This is a genomic window from Paenibacillus pabuli NBRC 13638, assembly GCF_001514495.1.
GTDB classification, from domain to species: Bacteria; Bacillota; Bacilli; order Paenibacillales; family Paenibacillaceae; genus Paenibacillus; species Paenibacillus pabuli.
On sequence record NZ_BCNM01000008.1, the window covers coordinates 1 to 21,957 of the forward strand.

16 protein-coding genes and 1 pseudogene are annotated in these 21,957 nt (G+C 49.1%); 2 read left to right on the top strand and 15 right to left on the bottom strand.

The window, feature by feature from the left end; genetic code table 11:
* Nucleotides 1–135 precede the first annotated feature (135 nt).
* The 5 genes and pseudogenes from PPA03S_RS12305 to PPA03S_RS12330 all read right to left on the bottom strand — a co-directional run bounded on the left by PPA03S_RS12305 (nt 136) and on the right by PPA03S_RS12330 (nt 5,907).
* On the bottom strand, nt 136–480 hold the full coding sequence (locus PPA03S_RS12305; protein ID WP_062323242.1) for a hypothetical protein: 345 nt from the start codon (nt 478–480) through the stop codon (nt 136–138).
* Between the two features lie 662 nt (nt 481–1,142).
* Nucleotides 1,143–1,481 carry a VOC family protein gene (locus PPA03S_RS12310; RefSeq protein ID WP_062323243.1) on the bottom strand — a complete coding sequence of 113 codons (339 nt, stop codon included), beginning with the start codon at nt 1,479–1,481 and terminating at the stop codon, nt 1,143–1,145.
* A gap of 361 nt (nt 1,482–1,842) precedes the next feature.
* Nucleotides 1,843–2,802 carry an L-threonine 3-dehydrogenase gene (locus PPA03S_RS12315; protein WP_062323245.1) on the bottom strand — a complete coding sequence of 320 codons (960 nt, stop codon included), beginning with the start codon at nt 2,800–2,802 and terminating at the stop codon, nt 1,843–1,845.
* Nucleotides 2,803–2,839: 37 nt separating this feature from the next.
* Nucleotides 2,840–4,030, bottom strand: a complete 1,191-nt coding sequence (locus PPA03S_RS12320; RefSeq protein ID WP_062323247.1) for a glycine C-acetyltransferase — start codon at nt 4,028–4,030, stop codon at nt 2,840–2,842.
* 726 nt (nt 4,031–4,756) lie between these two features.
* A pseudogene (locus tag PPA03S_RS12330) lies at nt 4,757–5,907 on the bottom strand (IS3 family transposase).
* A gap of 314 nt (nt 5,908–6,221) precedes the next feature.
* Here PPA03S_RS12330 and PPA03S_RS12340 point away from each other — a divergent pair.
* Nucleotides 6,222–6,737, top strand: coding sequence for a hypothetical protein (locus PPA03S_RS12340; protein ID WP_062323252.1), 516 nt, complete (start codon nt 6,222–6,224; stop codon nt 6,735–6,737).
* A 106-nt stretch (nt 6,738–6,843) separates the two neighbouring features.
* On the opposite strand, the gene PPA03S_RS33285 is transcribed toward PPA03S_RS12340, so the two are convergent.
* Nucleotides 6,844–6,984, bottom strand: coding sequence for a hypothetical protein (locus PPA03S_RS33285; RefSeq protein WP_167666018.1), 141 nt, complete (start codon nt 6,982–6,984; stop codon nt 6,844–6,846).
* An 18-nt stretch (nt 6,985–7,002) separates the two neighbouring features.
* Between PPA03S_RS33285 and PPA03S_RS12345 the strand changes: the two genes are divergently transcribed.
* A complete protein-coding gene (locus PPA03S_RS12345; protein ID WP_245683586.1) occupies nt 7,003–7,347 on the top strand; it encodes a peroxiredoxin-like family protein in 345 nt (114 codons plus the stop codon).
* 694 nt (nt 7,348–8,041) lie between these two features.
* Here PPA03S_RS12345 and PPA03S_RS12350 read toward each other — a convergent pair.
* From PPA03S_RS12350 to PPA03S_RS12385, 9 genes are all read right to left on the bottom strand, one after another.
* Nucleotides 8,042–9,613, bottom strand: coding sequence for a response regulator transcription factor (locus PPA03S_RS12350; RefSeq protein WP_062323254.1), 1,572 nt, complete (start codon nt 9,611–9,613; stop codon nt 8,042–8,044).
* A gap of 75 nt (nt 9,614–9,688) precedes the next feature.
* Entirely contained in the window at nt 9,689–11,539 is a 1,851-nt protein-coding gene (locus PPA03S_RS12355; protein WP_245683587.1) for a sensor histidine kinase, read from the bottom strand.
* 73 nt (nt 11,540–11,612) lie between these two features.
* Nucleotides 11,613–13,247: an extracellular solute-binding protein gene (locus PPA03S_RS12360; protein ID WP_062323256.1), complete on the bottom strand. Its 1,635-nt coding sequence runs from the start codon at nt 13,245–13,247 to the stop codon at nt 11,613–11,615.
* Nucleotides 13,248–13,296: 49 nt separating this feature from the next.
* Nucleotides 13,297–14,169: a carbohydrate ABC transporter permease gene (locus PPA03S_RS12365; RefSeq protein WP_062323258.1), complete on the bottom strand. Its 873-nt coding sequence runs from the start codon at nt 14,167–14,169 to the stop codon at nt 13,297–13,299.
* Nucleotides 14,170–14,248: 79 nt separating this feature from the next.
* Entirely contained in the window at nt 14,249–15,205 is a 957-nt protein-coding gene (locus PPA03S_RS12370; protein WP_062323260.1) for an ABC transporter permease, read from the bottom strand.
* Nucleotides 15,206–15,425: 220 nt separating this feature from the next.
* Nucleotides 15,426–19,220: a family 43 glycosylhydrolase gene (locus tag PPA03S_RS12375; protein WP_245683588.1), complete on the bottom strand. Its 3,795-nt coding sequence runs from the start codon at nt 19,218–19,220 to the stop codon at nt 15,426–15,428.
* The gene (locus PPA03S_RS33900) at nt 19,102–19,509 is read right to left on the bottom strand and encodes a hypothetical protein (protein ID WP_245683589.1); all 408 of its coding nucleotides are present in this window, start codon (nt 19,507–19,509) and stop codon (nt 19,102–19,104) included. The genes PPA03S_RS12375 and PPA03S_RS33900 overlap by 119 nt, the downstream gene beginning before the upstream one ends.
* A gap of 314 nt (nt 19,510–19,823) precedes the next feature.
* Complete coding sequence (locus PPA03S_RS12380) at nt 19,824–21,101, bottom strand: Gfo/Idh/MocA family protein (RefSeq protein ID WP_245683590.1); 1,278 nt, start codon at nt 21,099–21,101, stop codon at nt 19,824–19,826.
* The gene (locus PPA03S_RS12385) at nt 21,098–21,919 is read right to left on the bottom strand and encodes a sugar phosphate isomerase/epimerase family protein (RefSeq protein ID WP_062323264.1); all 822 of its coding nucleotides are present in this window, start codon (nt 21,917–21,919) and stop codon (nt 21,098–21,100) included. The genes PPA03S_RS12380 and PPA03S_RS12385 overlap by 4 nt, the downstream gene beginning before the upstream one ends.
* Between the last annotated feature and the right edge of the window lie 38 nt (nt 21,920–21,957).

A 21,957-nucleotide genomic window follows, 5' to 3' on the forward strand; every position in this document is an offset into this window, starting at 1 on the left:
CTTGAAAGTATCCTGCCCGTTAGTTGAATAAAAGCAGCCGATCACATGGATCAGCTGTTTATTATGCTATCGTTTCCCGTTTAGCGTAATGATGTATGTTCATATTTCTCTAATGATTCAAAGTCAATTCTATCCCTAATTAATCCCCTTAAGTCGTGACCTAATTTCCCTAATCGTCAAAACACCAGATATGAGGTACATAAAAGAAGTAACTCCAAACAACTTAAAAATACTTGGAGTCATCGTCAAATATAGACTGATAGGAAGTGACCAGACAAATGCAACAAACATAAGTGATGGTTTTTTGATAACGGATGCTAACAATGCTAAACAAGCTGGAACCAAAAGCGAAAATAATGTGCTTATGATAACATCATTCTCAGCACGTTCATGAGTGTAAGGATTTAATAAAGCTAATATAATCCATAGTATCATGGTGCAAATTGAAGATACTACCCCAATACTTTTTGCTATTCTCATTTCCATCCCCCTGTTTTACTTTATCATAAGTATGTTGAAAACAAAGAAATCATTAAACTAACCTACCCGTTAGTTTAATGAATTAACGACAAAATAACGATTAGATATACGCCTAATCGGCAATAGGAACTTGTTCTTGTCCATTTCGGCTATCGGAACAAGTTCTTGTCCTCAACAGCTAGTTTCAGTCCGACATTTCGCTCTTTAATACGCGTCTTTAACCTCTCATCGTGTCTGTTGTTCCATAACAATGTGAACACATTCTTGTATTATGGTACTTAATGAGATTTTAAGTGCATGTGCTCATCGTTAGATATACATCTAATCGGCAATCGAACTATGTTCTTGTCCATTCCGGCAATCGGTACAAGTTCTTGTCCTTGGCACGGGACAAGAACTTGTACCGATAAAATAAAAAAAGCCGCTAAAATAGCGACTTCAATGGGACCATGTTCTTGTCCCTTGACACCTTTCCTCCAAGTCGGACTTTCTCGACACGAAGAACGAACCAGGTCGGAGGCTTCTTCGTGTTTTGATGTTGAGTTTGCGAACGCGTTCGTGGGGACTTTTTTTCTTAGCTTGAATACTCGGACGCGTTCTTCTATCTAGATTCTTTTCCATACGATTAGTAATTGATGGTGAAAATCACTCAGACCTAGAGATTAACACAAGACTTCAACAGTAAATCCACCTGGGGCTTCAACATAAAAAGTATAACCGTGTGCATGCTTAGGTGCGTCTACTTCGAAGCCATTGTCTTTTAAAAGACTATATATCCTGTCAACCTCTTGTTCGGTCGGTTGGGGAAATCCGATATGAAAAGTCACTGGATAGAGTACGTTTTTACCTTTCATTAGAGTGAGAATAAAGCCTTCATCATCAAACATAACTGCAAATGCGTTTCCCCTCGTACCTTCACATTTCATACCAAAATAAGTCTCTAAAAACTCGCGAGCAGCTGGAACATCAGTAACTGTTAGGTTCAGATGATTTAATTTCATAATTACACCCTTTCCTACATATTTTGTACGTCCTCCGTAGAGCTTTATCTTCAATCCAAATAATACCACATAATGGAACTATTCGGTCCGTTACTTTAATGAAAAGTCGTTTTATTTTTGTTCTATACAGACGATAATCTAAATCAACAAAAAGCCGCCCTATTAGGCGACTATGAATAGAACAATGTTCTTGTCCTTCAACATTGTCAGTGTTCTTTATCTGATAAGCCACAGACACGGAAATGTCTGGGCTGGAGGATGAAAAAAAGAAGCTGCAACAAAAGGTCCGGGTAACGCCAAACCTCTTGATGTAGCTTCATTTGTACTTCTACTCGCTTTGCACAGCGAATTCATAATAACTTTAAGCCTTGCGAAGCATTTGTCGCTCGCTTAGCTTTGAAAGCATATCCTTCGTCATCGCCTTCAGGTCGTAGCGGGCATGAAATCCCCATTCTGTTTTCGCTGCCGTCGCATCAATGGAATGCGGCCAGCTATCGGCAATCGCCTGTCTCTTCGGATCAACGTCATAATCGAGAATAAAGCCGGGAAACTCATCCCGAATCGCTTCAGCGATCGCCTCCGGATCCACGCTCATTGCGGTGACATTAAATGAATTTCGGTGCATCAACCGGGAAGAATCCGCTTCCATCAATTCGATGATAGCGTTCAGGGCATCCGGCATATACATCATGTCCATGTTTGAGTCCTTGGCGATATAAGATGTATACCGGCCAGCCGTCACGGCTGCGTAATAAATTTCCACCGCGTAATCCGTCGTTCCTCCGCCGGGAGGCGTCATATAAGATATCAAACCTGGGAATCGCAGCCCCCTGGTATCCAAGCCGTATTTGTGAAAATAATAATCACAAAGCAGTTCGCCAGACACTTTGTTCACGCCGTACATCGTATTGGGCCTCTGGATCGTATCCTGCGGGGTATTGTCTTTCGGAGTCGAAGGACCAAAAGATCCAATGGAGCTTGGAGTGAAAAATTGGCAGCCGAGCTCCCTGGATATTTCAAGTGCATTCATCAATCCGCCCATATTCAAATTCCAGGCAAGCAGCGGTTTCTCCTCTGCGGTAGCCGACAGCAGCGCAGCCAAATGGATGACGGTATCAACTTCGTACCGCTTGGCGATTTCGAACATCGCCTTATCATTCGTCACGTCCAGCAGCTCGAATGGCCCGGATCGGGTAATTTCGTGGGCTGATGACCTGAGATCCGTAGCAACGACGTGATCCGCACCATAAATTTCACGTAATTTAACAACTAACTCAGAACCGATTTGGCCCAGTGCTCCGGTCACCAAAATCTTGTTCATAAGACATTCCTCCCGAAATATACTCCCGCGAATGCAGCTAAATCAGCTTCATTTCCTTGCCAACTTTCTCATAAACGGAGATCACCTGGTCGAGCATCTCCTTGGTATGGGCAGCTGTCGGCATGTTGCGTATTCTTCCGGTTCCTTTCGGAACCGTCGGAAACAGGATTGCCTTGGCGTAAACGCCTTCTTCATAGAGCCGTTTGCTGAACTGTTGGGTGGTTACTTCATCGCCAATGATACAGGGTGTGATCGGCGTTTCGCTTTGGCCTACATCATATCCAAGCCGGCTCAAGCCATTTTTCAAATCATTGCCGTTCTCCCACAGCTTCTCGATCAGCTCTTTGTCATTCATCAAAATGTCGACAGAAGCGCTGCAAGAAGCGATTACAGCCGGAGGTAGCGATGTCGAGAACAGAAACGGACGGCTTCTCAGCTTCAACCATTCGATCAGTTGTTTTTTACCCGCCACATAACCGCCGACAACGCCGATCGCCTTGGAAAGAGTACCAATTTGAAAGTCAATGCGGTCGGACAATCCAAAATGCTTCACGGTTCCCGCACCTGCTCCGAGAACGCCCGAACCGTGGGCATCATCCACATAAGTAATCAGATCGAATTCTTCTGCTATTTTCACGATTTCGGGCAGCTTTGCTATATCACCATCCATGGAGAAAACCCCGTCGGTGATGACCATAATTTTATGGTACTGACCGGATTCCTTGGCATCTTTCGCCTGCTGTCTTAAATCATTCATATCCGAATGCTTAAAGCGAATCACCTTGGCTCTCGACAGGCGGCAGCCATCAATAATCGAAGCGTGGTTCAGCTCATCTGATAAAATCGCATCATGCTGGTCCATTACCGCGGATATAGCAGCCATATTGCAGTTAAATCCCGATTGATACACGATAACGGCTTCCGTTTTTTTGAAACGGGCCAGTTTTTCTTCAAGCTCAATATGAAGATCCATCGTACCATTAATTGTTCTCACAGCCCCTGCGCCTGCCCCGTATGTCTGCGACGCCTTAACTGAAGCATCAATCAGGCGGTAATCTGTTGCCAGTCCCAAATAGTTATTGGAAGACAAATTGATTAGGGACTTTCCGTCGATACGAATAACAGGACCATTTGCGCCCTGCAGCGTATCGATGACGTTATATAAACCTTTAGTCTTTAGATCTTCGATGTTCGAACTTAAAAATTGGTCCAATGCTTGACTTGACATTCCATTCCCTCCTCGATATACGTATGTCCTCGTACAGGAGACATAGTATTCTTCAAAAAAACCTGTTATAAAAGGAATTAAACTAATTTCAATGTATCATCTTTTTTATTTATTGTACACATGTGGCGGACAAAAAATAAAAATATCCGCAAAAAAACATAGCGATTGCTTCCCCCATTCCCGGAAGCAATCGCTACTAAAACTTTGCTTATATCTTTTGCTGCTCGGTAACTTCTTGTGCAGCCATTATTTCTTTTGCTTATTCCTTTAAATCAATCGATTTACCCCGGTTCAAACGGGATTCTTCCGCGGCAAACGCAATGAGATGACTCCGTACGGAAGCGCTAGCCGAGGTTAGGCTCTCCTGACCACTATAGTTCCATAGCTACAAACTCCTTAAGGTGCTAGCATTACCCATGCCAACAGCGCTGTTCGGATCATCATGTTCGCCTGTAGCACAAGCTGCCTCTTCAATATAATAGACACTCTTTTCTTTTGAAAAATGCCGACGCCATCATGCGAGAAACGGGTGGCCGCGGAGTCGATGTCGTGTTCGACACCATCGATGGCAACACAATGCCGCGCAGCCCCGACACGCAAGCACTCCTTGAACGAAGCTATTTTTCAAGCCCTTGCGCAAGGGATACTGCCTTAGCAAAAAAAGACATCACTCAACCTTAGGTTGGTCATAGCCCCGTCAAGTAGACAATAAAAAAAGAAATTTTATTAAGCGGCGACTTTTTCCCGGAATTCAATCGGGGAGAGGTCGCCCAGTTTGTTTTGGAAACGTTCCATGTTGTAAAACGAAATATACTCCGTAATTTGGCTCCTTGCTTGCTCCAGATTCTGAGGTTTCTCCAAATACAACTTCTCCGTCTTTAAGTGGGAGAAGAATGACTCAATACAAGCATTGTCGTAGCAGTTCCCACGCCGAGAATGGCTTCCGGTGAGCTTCTTTTCTTCAAGCAACTTGGCATAACTCTGTGTTGTATACTGAAACCCCTGGTCCGAATGGAGCAAGGAAGATCCACATTTCAGTTTCTTCACCGTGTCCGTAACGAATCTTAAGTCATTTTGCTCGGAGAATTCCCAGGCTACAATTTCGTTGTTGTAGAGATCCATCACCACCGAGAGATAAGCAAAAATCATGCCCAATCCGGACATACGTAATATCCGTCACGAGCTTCTGCACAGGAGCTGCCGCCGAGAATTCCCGATTTAGGACATTACGGAACAGAACTGACGGTTTCCGGCCAGCAAATGGGCGTTTCTTGCGAATCACGGAACGAATCTGAAGTTCTCTCATTAAGCGGCGTACCTTCTTGTGATTCACCACGAGGCCTTCCTTTCCTAACGCGGTTCGCATACGTTTGTAGCCGAAATAAGGACGAAGTCGGTGAATGCCAATAATATGTGCTTTAAGTCCGCATCCCGATCTGCTCGTTTCTCTCTGAGGGCAGCGTTTTTCTTCCATTTGTAGTAACCTGCACGTGAAATTTCAGCCATTTTACACAGCCAAACCACAGGTGCCCACTTGCTTATTTTTCGAACGGACTGGCACCGGGCTTCGAAATCCAGCTTCCCTCTCCGTGCAAATTCGGATTGAGCTTTTTTAGATATTCTACCTGCGCTTTCAAATAAACATTTTCTTCTTCTGCACCACTAAAATGCTTCTTCGTCCAACGTCCCCGGTAATCCTCAAAACTCTCTCCGTTTTGACTTTTACGAACCCATGTAATAATCTGACTCTCGCTCTTAATCCCAAACTTCTCCATGATCCGACTGTACGCCCAACCTTCTTCCATTCGCAGACGAACGGCCTCTTTCTTCGTTTCTTCGCTATATCGATTAAAGGTTTGGCCTTTCTTCGCTGACATAACAAAAATCCCCTCCGGTATCCAGTGTTTGAGTTCATTGTAACATGTCCTCTTTTTTCACTGTCTACCATGAGGGGATAATACCACCTCAGCACCGCTACCCACAATTTTAATATTATATGGCTTACAGTGGGTCATGACTAAGAGAAGGCGGACTCACGATGCCGGCACATTCCTCATTAGATGTGCAGGTTTAAATGTCGATGCTTCCTGTCATTACCGATTAGTTCATAGACACTGCCAGCCTCTAGCATCGACTCGCATAAGACTAAAACTAATCACCGTTGTTCGTAAGGACTGAAAGGAGACAAAATATGTTTGGAATCTCATCACTAGGCTGGGTGCATACGCTCAGTAGCTTGCCCGCCATTCCACTGGCTGCCTATATGTTTGTACGCTTCGGTCGGATTGTCCCTCGATCAAGGTCCGGCATCCTCTACTTCATTTCGATGATGGTCGGCGCTATCACGGTATTCCCCATCGCTCATCAGTCGGTAAGCTATGTCATTAGTACAGCAACGATCTTTCTTTTGCTCGCCGGATACAGTGTCGGGCGTATTTCAAGCTTTGGGCGAACCGGTAAGTACCTTGAAACCATCTTCCTCAGCCTGACCGCGTTTCTGCTGATGTTGCCGACTGTTACCGAAATACTGACCCGTGTTCCAGACGAAAACCCCATCGTCGCCGAACTGAATTCACCAATTCTACTTGGTTCTCAAGCCGCTCTTCTCACCATTCTCACCATTGGTTTGACAGCCCAAATCATCCATTTGCGCAGGCAACACAGGTTCAATTCATATGACGACTCATCAACTGAAATATCTGCCTAATGATGTGGCAAGAAAATAAATTAAGGCTTTAACAACGATGATGGAAGATTAATAGGGGGAGTATAATCCCCTCTTCCAACTAAGATGACACATTTTCCTCGCGACCTCACGGATTTTGACCATCAATCAACAGGTTGAGCTTCCAGTCTAAAATGGCCTTAGCACCCTCATGTTCTACTGGCTGAGACATGCCCTCAGCCAATTCGCCACATTTTATTTTATGCTTCGGCAAAATACGATAAATCATAATAAGGAGGAGTAATACATGTCATTAACTCAAGATTTAGCAAAAGCGAAGGATCTCACACTCAAAAATGCTTTGGGAGAAACGGTTAACCTTTATGATGAACTGTCCAAAGGACCTGTTGTCTTGACCTTCTACCGAGGTGGATGGTGTCCATTCTGTAACACACAGCTTAAGAGCTATCAGAAAATACTTCCGGATATTGAAGCACTGGGAGGCCAACTGATCGCAGTGAGCCCGCAAAGTCCGGACAACACGCTTTCTCAACAGGAGAAAGAAGAGTTGTCCTTCCAAGTTCTTAGTGATACAAATGGCCTCGTAGCTGCTTTCTATAATATTCTTTACGACGTTCCAGACTACCTCTAGAACATTATGAAACAAGTAGGCATGGATCTAACCGAATACAACGCTATGAACAGCTGGGTCTTGCCCATTCATGATCGACGAATCTGGAATTATCCGTTCCGCTTATGTGAATCCTGACTTTATGCAGCGTTTGGATCCGGAAGATATTTTGCATGAGTTGAGAAAGCTTTAATTTACAACGGTTTCTCAGGTTCTAACATACTCAACTAATTTAAATCTTTGAAGTCACAAGCATAAAAGTTTTGTTCTTAGTCAGAAAAAATATCTGCGCAGCAGCCTGCGAAGCCTCGGTGTATAAGCTACTTTGAAAGATTTGCTATGATTAATAGGCATTTCCAATAAACAGTAATTTCTCCAATAAGACCACTGTAGAATATACAGCAAGTCAGTTGAATAAATGCAGCCGATCATTGATCGGCTGTCTTTGTTTTTATCCAGCTAACGTTTCTTCGTTAGTTCAATGGGTTAATTGAAATCAAGGTAGCCTGCAAGCCATTCTCCCGGAGAAGTCTGAGCGTTGTATCCAGCACTTTTTTGGTGAATTTTTGTATTTGTCGAACATCGCGCTTCTCCTTCGCAGTCTATTAGAAAGAATGTTCAATCTAATTTTAATACGTATTTATTATTTACAACTTTGATCATAAATGCCGCGGTATTCCAAGCTACCTCAAGAGAATCAGACTGCCCCTCCGCATCAAAATCCATCCGCGACTCCCTGCGGCGGCTCTGCTGTCCGCTTGCGGTATTCCTTGGGCGAGAGCCCTGCTACCTTGTTGAACGTATGCGTGAAGTAATTGGAATCGTTAAAGCCGATGGCTTGGGCGATTTCGAAAATTTTCATGTCGGTGCTTTTGAGCAGGATCTTCGCTTTCTGTACGCGCAGGTTTTGGATATAGCCGGTGACGCTTTCGCCGGTTTCTTTTTTGAACAGGTTACTGAAGTAGCTGGGGTTGAGATGAACATGCGCCGCCACCTTAGCCAATCCGCATTCGTCCATATACTTCTCTTCGATAAACCGGATGGCTTGCTTGATCGGATTAGCTTTTTTGCCGGCAAGCCAGTTGTTATGTGAAAGTAGGAATTCATGGCTGTATACCTGCAGCCAAGCCACAATCTCTTCGAGCGTCTCGCATTTGTAGACGGAACCCCACTCGATGGAACGTGCAGCCATCCGCCATACAGGAAACTGTACTTGCACCAGCCGGAGAAGGGCTGTGGCCAGGAGCAGGGCTTCGATTTTAGCGGTTTGCAGGGGCATACTGCTGATCCGTACCTCTTGATCTAGAAGCTCCTTGTTCAACCTGCCGTTGTCTCCCGACATAAGCCAGGATACGATTTCCTTCTCCTTTTCGTAAAGCGCCGTCTGGTTAAGTAAAGATTTATAGCCAGTACTGCGCTCAGAGGCCGCCTCCCGGTCCAGCCCGCTGCAATACCGCTCGTAAGCCTGACGCAGGTCCTCCGCCGTACGGCATCGTCCTTGTCCGCAGCAGGCAAGCGCCAGTTTCAGATACTGCTGAATCGAATCGGTGAGGATCTGCAACCAGGAAGTAGGCATTTCCGGCTGGGAATCCGTCCTATCCGCCAATAAAGCCCATTCCGATGAACTCAAGGAAAAAAACCTGAAGCTGCTGCCATACCACTTATGCAAATGCTCTCTGACAATGTTGCCGAGAGCAAATTGCAATAGCGGCATATCCTGGGCGGCATAATGTTTTTCCGAGGAAATATAGGAAGGGATGCTAAGAAAGTAAAGCTCGCATTCCTTCATCCTTCCGAGCAAAGCCTCCACCTCTCCGTTGTTGCAGGACATGCCCATAATCGCTGAGTGAAGCTGGCTGTCCTCATGCTGGCGCTTCCAATCCTCCACTAGCCGCCCGGACTGATTCTCTTCGATCAGCCGTAAATAGGTCCGGTCGAGCATGTCTAATACATCCGCTTCTACGCAAGGTTTCGTGATAAAATCCAGCACTCCAAACTTGAGGGCGGACTGGGCGTAAGCAAAATCTTTGAATCCCGTGATGATCACAATCTTGGTTCCCCAGCCGCGAGCCTTGATTTCCTCGGCCAGTTCGAGCCCATCCATATGGGGCATGCGAATATCGGTTAACAGCAAATCCGGGACGCATTGCTCCATTGAAGACAGAGCGGCCCGGCCATTTGCCGCTTCTCCCGCGACCACCCACTCGGCGGACCGTTTCCCGGCCAGCTTGAGCAATCCTTTGCGAAAATTCGGCTGATCCTCGGCGATAAACAGCTTGGCTTTCATCCATTTCCCTCCTAAAAGTTTTGTGAGCGTTACCTCTTGATAAGCTTCGTGAAAAACTCGCTTCGGAAGTATAGCCTAGTACTCTTGCGGCATCGTCTGAATGGGAAGCCTGATGTGTACGGTCGTTCCTTTTCCCTTGACGCTGGAAATCTCTACTTCGTAAGGAGCCCCGTACACCAGTTCAATCCGCCGCAACACGCTGTTAAAGCCAATTCCCGTTTTGTTGTTCTCCGGCAGCGCATCCTTAGCTTCCCTCAAAGCATATAAAGTGCTGTCATCCATGCCGCAGCCGTTGTCAGCCACCTCGATATGCAGCGCTCCGTCCCGTAAAGCCGCCTTCACCCTGAGCACCCGGTCTTCATCCATATTTCGGAAGGCATGCACAAAAACATTTTCCACCACCGGCAGCAACAGGCATCTCATCATCCGCAGACCCAGCAACGATTCTTCGGCCTGAATAATCGTTTCAATCTCGCCGGTAAACAATTCGGTCTGTATCTTAATGTAATTCCGTATCTGCTGCAGTTCTTCTCCCAGTGTCGTATCGGTCTTGACGGATTTAAGCGAATACTTCAGCATCTCCGAGATGGCGTTGATCAGTAGAGCCGCCTCCGCCTGGTCGTCGTTATACAGCTTCCAATACAGTTCATTGAACAGGTTATGCAGATAATGAGGGTTCAACTGTGCCTGAATGGCTTTTAATTCCGACTCCCGCTGGCTAATCTGGGCCAGGTACACTTTATTGATCAGAGTGCTTACTTGCTCCGCCATGCTGTTGAAGCTCTCGCCGATAAAACCGAGCTCATCGCCGGAACGGACGCTGATCCGAGCCGAGAAATCCCCCGAGCGCAATTTGCGCAGTCCCCGCAGCAGATCGGCCAGAGGCTTCAGCAGGGTTCTGGTAGAAATCGTTATCAGCAGCGCGCTAAGAAGCACGACGCCAATTCCAGCAATAACAAAGATATGGATGATGTCTTTGTTTTTACGTTGAATCTCTTCCAGAGAAACCCCTCCATATAACGTGAATCCTGCCGGTTCCAGACGATGACGGACAAATAAATAGGTGACCCCACTCATCTTGACATATTCGGGATCGCCGGCTTCGATCAAGCGCATGAGTTGTTCCGTCTCCTCCTGATTCATATTGGCGTAGAGCAGTCCCTCCAGAGGCTCCAGCAACAGTACCTTACCGTTGCCGTTCTCCGTAAGATCCCGCAGTATCTTGGACACCAGTCTTTCCTCCATGACCACCACCATGGTTCCGTACGGGATCAGCTTATCATTGAGCATCCGTCTGGCGGCGATCAGCACCGTCCGGCCGCCGCCGGGATCGACGGCACTGGGCAGACTGGTCCGCCCCCAGACCAAGTTCCCCCGATGCGATTCCAGCTTGCCCATCAACATGGCCATTTCTTCAGGTCCGGGTTCCCCTGATGCCCCATTTTGGGAGCGAATAGCCAAATCTCCATTTTCATTGAACAGAAAGATGGAACGGATCGACGGCGTATCCACTTGCAGCGTGATCAGCTGCTCTTCTACGTACTTACGGTTCTTGTATTGCGTATAGAGATCACCTCCGGGATCAAGGCTCTCTGTGACAAACAATTCTATAGAAGGGTTCAGTATAATGGATTGGGATACCCGGCTTACCTCTTGGAAGGTGAGTTCCAGCCGGGCCAAAGCCTGTTCATTGGCAATGGAGAACTGCTTGCTGATCTCGTCCTCCATCAATTGGACATTTAAGCGGTAGACCAGCCATCCCGCTAATGCAAAGGCTAGCGTGACCATACACGAGAGCAGTACAATCAGCTTCAACTTGAAGCTGCCCTTCATTTCTCCGGCAATTCTCCCCGGCCAACTTATCGGATTCAGTCTGGCTCCCTCCCCGAAACGATGATGTAATCCGATTGTAACCCCTTTCATCATGATTTAAAACAAAACTTGGCCCGGCTTCTACCGGACCAAGTCCTTATTCTATTCCCAGTGCTCCGTCCGAACTTTACTTTAGCTGGGAGCGGACCATTTCCAGTACATCATCGCCCAGGAAGGCCGTGTCTTTATTTTCTTGATACCACGTATTCATGTATTCCTCGATCTGCTTGCCACCGCCTTTATCCCAGGCTGCTTTTGCATCCGCAATAGCTTGCTCGGCCGTATATTTGGACCCACCGATGATTCCTTTGACAATGATGTCGCTCACTTCTTTGCTCACGTTGGTATTGATAACCACCAGATCGCTTGGCAGAACCGGCATATGCTCGTAGTGACTCAGAGCGGGATATTTGGCGTCCGGATTGAGCAAGAACTGGTCCGCCTGCTTCATCATCTCCAGCCCCGCCTTCTGATCCGGATCCTCTACATTAAATGCCGATACGGAGGTCAAAGATTCGTTCTGCGGGAGAGAATAGAACATGGTGTAGTCCGCGGCCCAATCCACTTCCTTCGTATTCTTGTCGGGATCAATCACGATGGGTGCACCGTCCGCTGACTTGTTCCAATGTTCTCCCTCCAACCCCTTTCTCAACGTCAGCGACGTATCCGGCTGGAGCATAAAGTTGATATATTCCATCACAGCCTTGGGATCTTTTGCTGCGGCGTTAACCACCGTTGTCATCTGTATCGGGTTGGTCACGTGATGGGTAAACTGTCCCACAGGAGACTCGGGCTGCATCATCGGCGCAATTTCCGCATCCGGGACCACCTTTCTGATGGTCTTGATATCGGTGACCGTACTCTCAAACCAGTTGTTGATTTGCGGAGGAAGGAAAACGCCCACCTTGCCGTTCAAATAATCCTTCTTAGCTTTGGAACCGTTCGTGTCCGCCAGGTAATCCGGATCGATCAGTCTTTCGTCGAACAGTCTCTTCTTGAATTTCGTCGCCTCCAACGTGTTATCCCAGCTGCGGATGATTTTGTCGTCAGCCGTGATGGCCCAACCGCTCGAGCCGAACATGGAATCGACCATGCCGCCGGAGGTATAGCTTATATTCGTTCCGTACGTATCCTTCTTGCCGTTGCCGTCAGGATCTTGCTCTACAAAAGCCTTCAAGACTGTAATCAGCTCTTCGGTCGTCTTCGGCACCTCTAGGTTCAGCTTTTTCAACCAATCCACCCGGATAAACGCCACGCTTTGCAGATGGGGCTCGTTAATTTTGCCGATTTCGTAAAGCTTGCCATCCGGCTTGGTGCCCACCTCGCGCAGCTGGGGATACTTCTCCAGCAATTTTTCATATTCAGGGGCATACTGCAAGTAATCGTCCAGGGGCAGCAGTTGCTTCTGCTGATATAGGGAATCCCTGAAGCCCGTATCATAATCATTGACCATATCCGGCGCGCTGCCGGATGCGAACATCACATTTAGCTTCTGAGTCGATTCCGACCGGAGCACGGGCACAAACTTGGCCTCCACCGGAGAATGTTCATTAATCCATTTGGTCCAGCGGTTCTCCTCCACGGTTCCCTCCGCGGCCGGGATATTGCCTCTGTCATAGTTTGACACGGTAATGACAGGTTTATCTCCGCTTTGCCCCTCTTCTTTTGGCTGGCTGCAGCCGGCAGCCCCCACCGTCAACACGATAGCCAGTACTGCGGATGACCAGACCCTTTTGTTCCACTTGGATGTTTGTTTTAACATTTACAAGCTCCTCTCGACCCATGATCTATAATGAATAGATGTGTTGCCGCTAACCTTTAATGGAACCCAGCATAATCCCTTGAACGAAATACTTTTGCAAAAACGGATATACCACCAGCATCGGCACCACCATCACCATAACTCCTACCGCCTTCAGTTTCTCGGAGATCAGCTCCTGCTGCTGCATGATATCCATCGCCATCATATTGTCCATGCTCTGAATCTGCAGCATGCTCTGGACAATGACCGTGAGATTCTGCAGTTCCGTTCGATTGATGTAAAGAATGACATTCATGAACATGTTCCAGTAACCAACGCCGTAGAATAACGTCAATGTGGCCAGCATGGGCAGGGATAAAGGCAAAATAATGCGCAAAAGCAGTTGCGTCTCTCCGCAGCCGTCAATCTGAGCCGATTCCGTCACTTCACTCGGAATGTTTTCAAAGAAGCTTTTCATGATTAACATGTTATAGGTACTGATCAGCCCAACGAACCATAAGGACCAGTACGTGTTCGTCAAATGCAGATTGTTCATCACCAGATACGTGGGAATCATGCCGCCGCTGAACAACATCGTAAATAGCGCGGCCGTTGTGAGCGGCTTGCGGGCATACAGATAACGGCGGGACAAAGGATACGCCGTCAGAACCGTAGTCAGCATGCTAAGCGCCGTTCCGCCCAACGTGATGATGACGCTGTTGCCAAACGCCCGCAAGGCTGGCGTGTTCTGAAAAAAATATTTGTAAGCGGTGAAATCAAGGCCCGCCGGCCAGAACAAGACTTGTCCCAGATCCACTGCCTGCCCTTCGCTTATGGACAAAGCGATCAAATGCAGGAAAGGCAGAATGCAGGTGAGTGCGATGATAATTAAAACAGTGTGAACGAAGAACGAAAAAACCCTTCCGCTAGCCGACTCTCTCAATGCAGGTCCCCTCCCTTAAAGTTTTGTGAGCCCTGCTTTCCGGATAAGCTTCGTACAAAACTTGCTTCGGAAGCATGGGCTAGAATAATCCCTGGTCGAATTTCCTGGCCAGTGCGTTAGCCGACAACAGCAGCACCAAGCCGACAATGGACTCGAATAGACCCATGGCCGTGGTCAGACTGAATTGGGCCTTCTGCAGCCCCACTTTGTACACATAGGTGCTGATGACCTCGGCTTTTTCCAGGACTGTGGGATTCTGCAAGTTGTAAACCTGATCGAACCCTACCTCCATCAACCGGCCCATGCCCAGGATCAGCAGAAGGATAATCGTAGGACGGAGGCCCGGCAGCGTAATATGCCAGATCTGTCTCAGCTTACCCGCGCCGTCCAAGGCGGTGGATTCGTACAAGCTGGGATCAATGGACGAAAGGGCGGCGAGATAGATAATGGCACCGAACCCCATTTCCTTCCACATCCCGGAGCCGATAAAGATCGCAACCCAGGATTCGATCCGATACAAAAACGGCACCGGCTCCATTCCCCATTGCTCCAGCAGCTTGTTAACGGTGCCGCCATCGATCGAAAACAAGGTGAGAACCAGCCCTGCTACGATGACCCATGACAGAAAGTGGGGAAGATAAATAATCGTTTGAATCCATCGCTTCAGCCATCTTTTTCGAACCTCATTCAGCGCGATGGCGATAATGATCGGCGCGGGAAAACCGAAGATCAGATTCAGAATACTTAATTCGAGGGTATTCCAGATGATCTGCAGCGTAGCGTCGGACTGAAATAAAATCTTGAAATACTTGAGTCCCACCCAAGGGCTGGACAAAATGCCATCGCGGAAATTGTAATCCTTGAAAGCGATCACAAGTCCGCCCATAGGAAAATACCGGAATATCACGTAATACAGGATCCCCGGTACGAGCATGAGGAACAGCGGAATATTCTGCCGAAACCTCTTGGTCTGGTAAAAGGCTTGTTTGGCCATCGGCACACTGTCCGTTTCGGCGGTCGCAGGTGTTGTTGGCATGTTCTAACCTTCTTTCTTGGTTAATTGCTTTTCGATGATGTTTATACTGTATCGTAGTCCCACCGGTGCATACCTTAAAAATCTCTAGGTTTTTCTATAGTTTTTTTTGTTTTTCACGTACCAGAAAAAAAGACGCGAATTCGCTCGCGTCCTTTTGGGCTTACCTTTCCCGTTTGCGTTAGCTTTTCATTTAAATGCCAGAGTTAATGCTTCCTTCACATTATTGCCGGGACAACAAGAAGCGTGCGTCCCTAAGTAAATAGTTTGCCGCATCGTTCGATATGTGTTTTCCGTCTTGCGCCCGCACCTCGTTAACAAAACTGTTCAAATTGCCATTCTCCAGTTTTTTCTGCAGGCTACGGGCGATTCCGGCATTATCGATTTCCTTGCTCTCGGCAAAACGCGTCACCAATGCCTTTAATGAATGGATGCTTGCCACAGTATGGAAAACAACGCTTTTACTGCCTGGATTGCCGGCTAGATCAACTGAAGACACCTCAAGCGTATGTGTTCCCAGCGGCAATGAAAAGAGTGGGGCCGTCGTGCCAACCGGATAAGAATACGTATCCAGCGTCACCATCGTCTTGCTGTTGTCGACTCCCGATGCCGTATCCAGCATAGTCACCAAAGGGGTCAAATCCCCGCTATCTTCATGGATGCTGCCGTCTTCAGGAATGGCAACTTCTATAGTTGGCGCCTTCGAATCCAGTTTAAAACTGACGGCTTTCGCAATCTCCTCATTCCCTGCTGGATCAGTCGAACGATAGGTAACCGTGTAAGTACCGTCTTGGCTGAATGTGATCGGTGCCGTATAGGTTTGCCAAGTTGCCCCGCCGTCCAGACTGTAGACGGTTTTTGCAACGCTTGCCCACGGGGCCTTTGCTGACAAACTTACCGTTACAGGATGCGTGTACCAGCCATTTTGGCCATTCGGAACTTCAGGCGAAAGAACCGCGGATGTGATCTGCGGGGTTTCCGATCCTCCCTTAACCATGACTTTGAAATCGTCGAAGTCGATTGAAGCGTTGGCGTAGCCGTCGATGCCGAACAGCTGGCCGGTCAACTTACTACCGCCTGTATGACGGAAGAGGAAGTCAGTGGCCGCCGGAACAGGATCATCGTTGATATAAACGGTATAAGTCTTAGCGTCCCAGTTTGCCACCATTTTAATTTTGTACCATGTATTGTAGGAAACGTCCTTAACCGGCTTCTTGGAAGCTCCATTCTGCACGATCATTTTACCCATATCAAAAGCCGTGACCATGGAATAATTACCTGTGCCACTGTCATTTCTCACCATGGCACCATTGGCGTACTGAAAGCTGCTGTTTAATCTGGCACGATACTCTATGACGATGTGCTGATCCGCTTCTGCCTTGACCTCGCCTGCATAGGGCAGGAACAGGTTTGCCTTGCCAGAAACCGTGGTAGTGGCCAGCCGAAGAAACTTATTACCATCCTCTTCTTGCACAGTGGCAGTAGCGCTATTGGTCAGAGCTTCGATGGTAATGCCGTAAGGGTACTTGCCCGTCTCATCGCCGGAGAAATCCCGGTAGGCGTTATAGGTCACGCCATCCTCGGTAAGGTTAAGTGAGTCTAGCAGGGCTGCTTCCGCTTCAGCAAGGCGATCCAGCGCCTCCTCAAACTGCTCTTCACGCAGATCAGGGTCTACGGACAACTCTTCCGCATGATCCAGCTCAGCCAAGAGAGCATTATACGCATCTTGACTATAGGTTCCCAAGCCTTTGCCCAGCGGATATGAGAAACCGACTATCCTGCTGCGCATGATATCTACAATCTCATCAAGACCCCATCCCGGGATCACTTCTACGGGAATGGTAGCTGGATTCTTCTCGCCATTCAGTGTCAATATAACAGGAACCTGAACCGTGCCTAGTGAGTTGAAGGATATTCCTTCCAGCTTCCAGCTGACCTCGGCGATGCTTATCTCACCCTTATAATTGACATCAACAACGCCGGGCAGCCTAGGTGTCACTCCGGAGGGAGTCTTTACTTGAGAAAGAATCTGAGGAACCTGAGACGGATCAGATGTTACCGTCAAGTTGAATTTTGCTTCCTTGCCGCCGTATACGGCTGTAATCACCGTATGCCCCGGCCCAGTGTCATATACCTGACCGGTGACCGTGACCTTGGCCACGTCTGGGTTGCTGCTGAAGTAAGTGGCGTCGGCGGTCACATCCTGAACTTCATGGGTGTTGTAGTTTGCTGTTAACTGCAGTTGCCCTGTCAGCCCGCTGGTCAGGATGTGGTTCAATCCGCTGATGGCAATGGACTGCACAGACTTAGGTTCAGCGGCAACGGTAACCGTGGCTGTAGCCGTCTTTCCGTTATATGTCGCGGTGATCGTGGCGCTGCCTGCCTTGAGTCCCTTGACCCCAATCCCATCAATATCAGCGACCTCTTTGTTGGAAGAACTGAAGGAAACTCCGCTGTCCACAGGGGAATAGGTAGTACCTGTTACCGTATACACGGGCAAACTGCGGCTTTCACCTAACCCCAGCGTGTACCCTGGAGAATCGAAAAGAATTTCCGACGCAACATCAAGCTTGAATATATCCATGCTGTCAATTTCGGCAAGGTTGGCACCCGTCGAGAAACGGATGGTATTGTTGCCTTGTTTAAGATAGACTTTCGCCGTGGAGGCTCCCCAACGATTCCAACCGGCATAGACGATGTTCAAACGGGCGCCGGAACTGCCGTTGACCGACAAGATATGGGAGGCATCTGCCCCATTCGATGAACCGTTGGCATTGCGCACAGACAGCACATAAAATCCCGCCTCTGGCACGTTGACTGTAAACTGAGCATAATCATTGGCGTTCTTGATATTGGCGATCTTCTTCCCGTTGGAAGCGGTACCTTCCCACCAAACGCCGGGACCGGTTCCGCCGCTGGGATCTTTCACCAACAGGGCTGCTTCCGCCTCATAGCGCTGACGTGCCGGCTCCCCTGAAGGCGTGGCAATCGGTTTGTTCGGATCGACGGGTTCCCCCAGGATTGGCGTTCCATCTGCGTTCCAGGTGAATTTCTGCGCTCGGACATTGCGGGTCCACCCTGATCCTGGCCAGCGGGCGGAATGGTAGATAATCCAGTCCTCACTGCCGTCGGGAGAGGTGGTGAGACTGTGGTGACCCGGGCCGTAAACGCCGTTGGCGCTGGAGAAAATCGGCTTGTCCTGTTTTACCCAGGAGCTGGGGTTCATCAAATCGTCGCCAATCTTGGCCGTGATCAGTCCGAGGCAGTAACTGTCTGTCCAGCTTCCGTTTGCGGAATAGACTAGGTTGATGGTGTTGCCGCGTATATTGACTTGGGGACCTTCGTTGATCCTGCCCGGGGACGTTTCCCAATCATGGTCAGGCGTCGAAATCAATACCCGCTGCGAGCTGATGGTCCGTGGATCGCTCATTTCCGCAATATATAGATTTTGGAAACTCCCATCCGTTTCCTCCCAGCCGGACCAGATGAAATAGTGTTTCTCATCTACAGTCAGCACCGTGCCGTCTATTGCCCAGCGGTTGGTGGAATCGGTTATTTTCCCTTTGAACTCCCAGGTTCCGGTCATCGGACTCTCACTCGCGTTCTCCAGCACATACATGCGGTGGTTTGCGTTGGTTCCGTTGTCAGCCGCGAAGTAAATATACCATTTGTATTTGCCATCGGTATCTTTGAGATAGTGCATTTCGGGCGCCCAAACATTGGAACTGTACATGGTACCCTTAACCGGTGTCCAGGCTAGTCTCCTCTCGCCCGCTTCAATGCCGGTAATGGTCATCGATCTGCGGATCATGATGCCGCTGGCGTTGACAAAAACGTTGTAATAATAGCCGTCCGTATGCTTGTAAACCCAAGGGTCGGCTCCTACCTGCATAATCGTATTATACAGATTTGACACCTCCGACACCGCCGTTGTCGACGCCGACATCGAATCTTTCGCATCGGGCGCCTTGTCTGCCGCCGCAGCCGCACCGCTCCATTGCGGCAGCATCAGCAGCATCGCGAGACAAAGCAGCAGGTACCTGAATCTTTTCCTGAGCATTAACAGTCCTCCTTGGAATCATATAGCTCTCAGCATTCACCGAAAACACTTTACACTCCTTATTTGCTTTATTGCCGGCGATTCGTCCGAACGTTCTTCGCACCCTCAGGTTCAGTTTTTTCAACCAATCCATCCGGGTGAACGCATTGAAAATGATTTCAATCCCGCCCATAGAAAAATACCGGTAAAAGGCGTATTTTTGGCCTTCGGGACGCTGTCCATTCCGGCGGCTGCAGGTTGTTGGCATGTTCTAACCTTCTTTCTTGGTTGAATGCTTAACGATATCGTGTATACTGTACCGCAGTCCTTCCAGTTCAAACCTTAAAATTCTCAAGGTTTTTCTTTATATTTTTTGTTTCTCGCATACAGATAAAGGGACGTGAAATCTGGTCATAGCTCTGCCAAGTAAACCCTTCCTCTAAATAAAGACGTACAGCCTGCCTTGATCTCAACTGATAGGGGGATAAGTGAATCAGAACCCTACTAAGGAAGAGGCAAGAAGGAAACCAAGAAAAGGGGCCCCTGCCGCGAAGCCGCAACAAGAGCCCGGAAGTGACACATCTAATTAGTCAGTCGACCGCTACTTGCACGCATGTCGGCAGGCAGCTCGAATCGGCTGTAGCTCTCCATCCTGAACGGAAGGGTAGGCGTTGCCCAAGGAAGCGGATATTCACTGTACAGTTGCCGCTTCGCTGCCGCGTCTCTCATCTTCTCGGACAAGCTAGGCAGCAAGCGCACCGTGGAGTCGCTACCCTCCTGCTCGGTCACGAACCGGTCGGGAATGGCGCGAACGGCGCGGGCCGACTCATAGGCTCCATTGGATACAAGCACGAAGCTTCGGCTTGCCTTGAGCGGCGAGAAGAGTGGTTTCCTTGGGGTTTCAATCGCTTCCATCAGGCTCAGATACATGCTGCACATCAAATCGGTCGGACCAAACGCCAAATCCTCTTCGGCGTCCTGTGCGCGAATTGTCAGCTTGTTCTGGTAATTCCAATGCGCTTCCCCTCGCGTTCCGTAAACGGCAATCGAAGGCACTTCGCTTACTTCGTGACAAAGCATGGAGTAAAAATGAACGTTCACACCGTTAGCCATAACGGCGCGAATACAGGAGACATCGTCCCCCTCGATGTCATTGACGTGGTAAAGCTCGGCCTGCACCGATTCCGGGTACAAGCCTGCGGCGCCTCCTCCGGCTGCTAGCAAGCTATGGTGCAGCAAGTGGGCGAACGGATTGTTGAACGTCCCGTCCAACACATACTGGCCGTCGCTGACCAGTTTGCCGGCCCAGCGGGTTCGATCGTAGTACGAGCGAGAGCGTTTCCACATGCCAATGCCGACCACATGCTCCACCTGCCCGAGCACACCGGAGCCGATCCTTTCCAGCAGCGCTCGGAACGCCTGGCCCGACGTATTCTGGAAGTTCACCTGGCACAAGCGCCCGGTCTCCATCTGCACCGCGATCATCTCGTCCAAGTCCTGAATCGTTACCGCCGGGGGCTTCTCCACCAGCACGTGAAAGCCCATCCGCATCACCTGGATGCACATCGGCTTGTGGGTGGGGATCGGCGTGACGATCACGACGAAATCGATGTCCGGATGAAGCGTGAGCATCTGTACATAGTCCGTATAATGGATGGCCCCAAGCGCGGTCAGCTTGCCGTAAGACTCCTGATGGGCGCCGACATTAGGCTCCGCAAAAGCGACAACCTGCAGGCCGCCCTCACCGGCCAGCTTCTGCATGATATTTACATGCTGAGCGCCGAATCCCCCGATCCCGATCAGCGCGGTGCGACAAATCTTCACATTCCTTCCCTCCAAAGCTGCAAATTTATAATTCATACATGCTGCAAATAACGTTCCTTGATGAGCTTGAGCGCCTCGTCTCCCGGCATATCCCATACTTGCTGGTTAAAGATTTCCACCTCGATCGCCCCTGAGTATCCGGCCTTCTCGACGGCATGACGCATCCGGCGCAGCTCGATAACGCCGTCCCCCATCATCCCTCTGCCCATTAGCAGGTCGGGTACCGGCACGATCCAATCGGAAACGTGGAAACCCAGTATCCGCCCTCTGGCAAACTCAATTTGCGCGTATAGCTCAGGATCCCACCAGACGTGGAACGCGTCAACAACGACGCCGACGTCCTGTGGGTCATGCTGCTCCGCGAGCGTGTTGGCTTGCGCCAGCGTATTGATGACGGAGCGTTCAGCGGCGTACATCGGGTGCAATGGCTCGATTCCGAGCTTGACTCCGTGCGAGCGGGCGAAGGGCACAAGCTCCGCGATTGCCTCTTCGACCGTCTTGCGGGCAAAATCGATATCCCGGTCAGGAGCTGGTCCGCAAACGAGCACGAGTACGTTCGTGCCGAGCTCAGCCGCTTCCTCGACAGCCCGACGGTTGTCATCCATCCGCTCTTTGCGCGCAGCCGCGGTGGACGCCGGAAAATAACCTCCTCGGCACAGGCTGGAGACGCGCAGGCCCGCGTCCCGTACAAGCCGCTTGCTCTCGGCCAGGCCGGTCTCGGCCACTTTATGCCGCCACAGCGCGATCCAAGGCACTTCCGCATGAACGCATGCTTCCACGGCCTCGCGCATATCCAGCCGATCGGTCGTAATCTGGTTCAAGCTGAGTCTGTCTATGGAACGAAGCAGTTCCATGCTGATCCCTCCCGGATTTCAAATATTGCTATAGATGA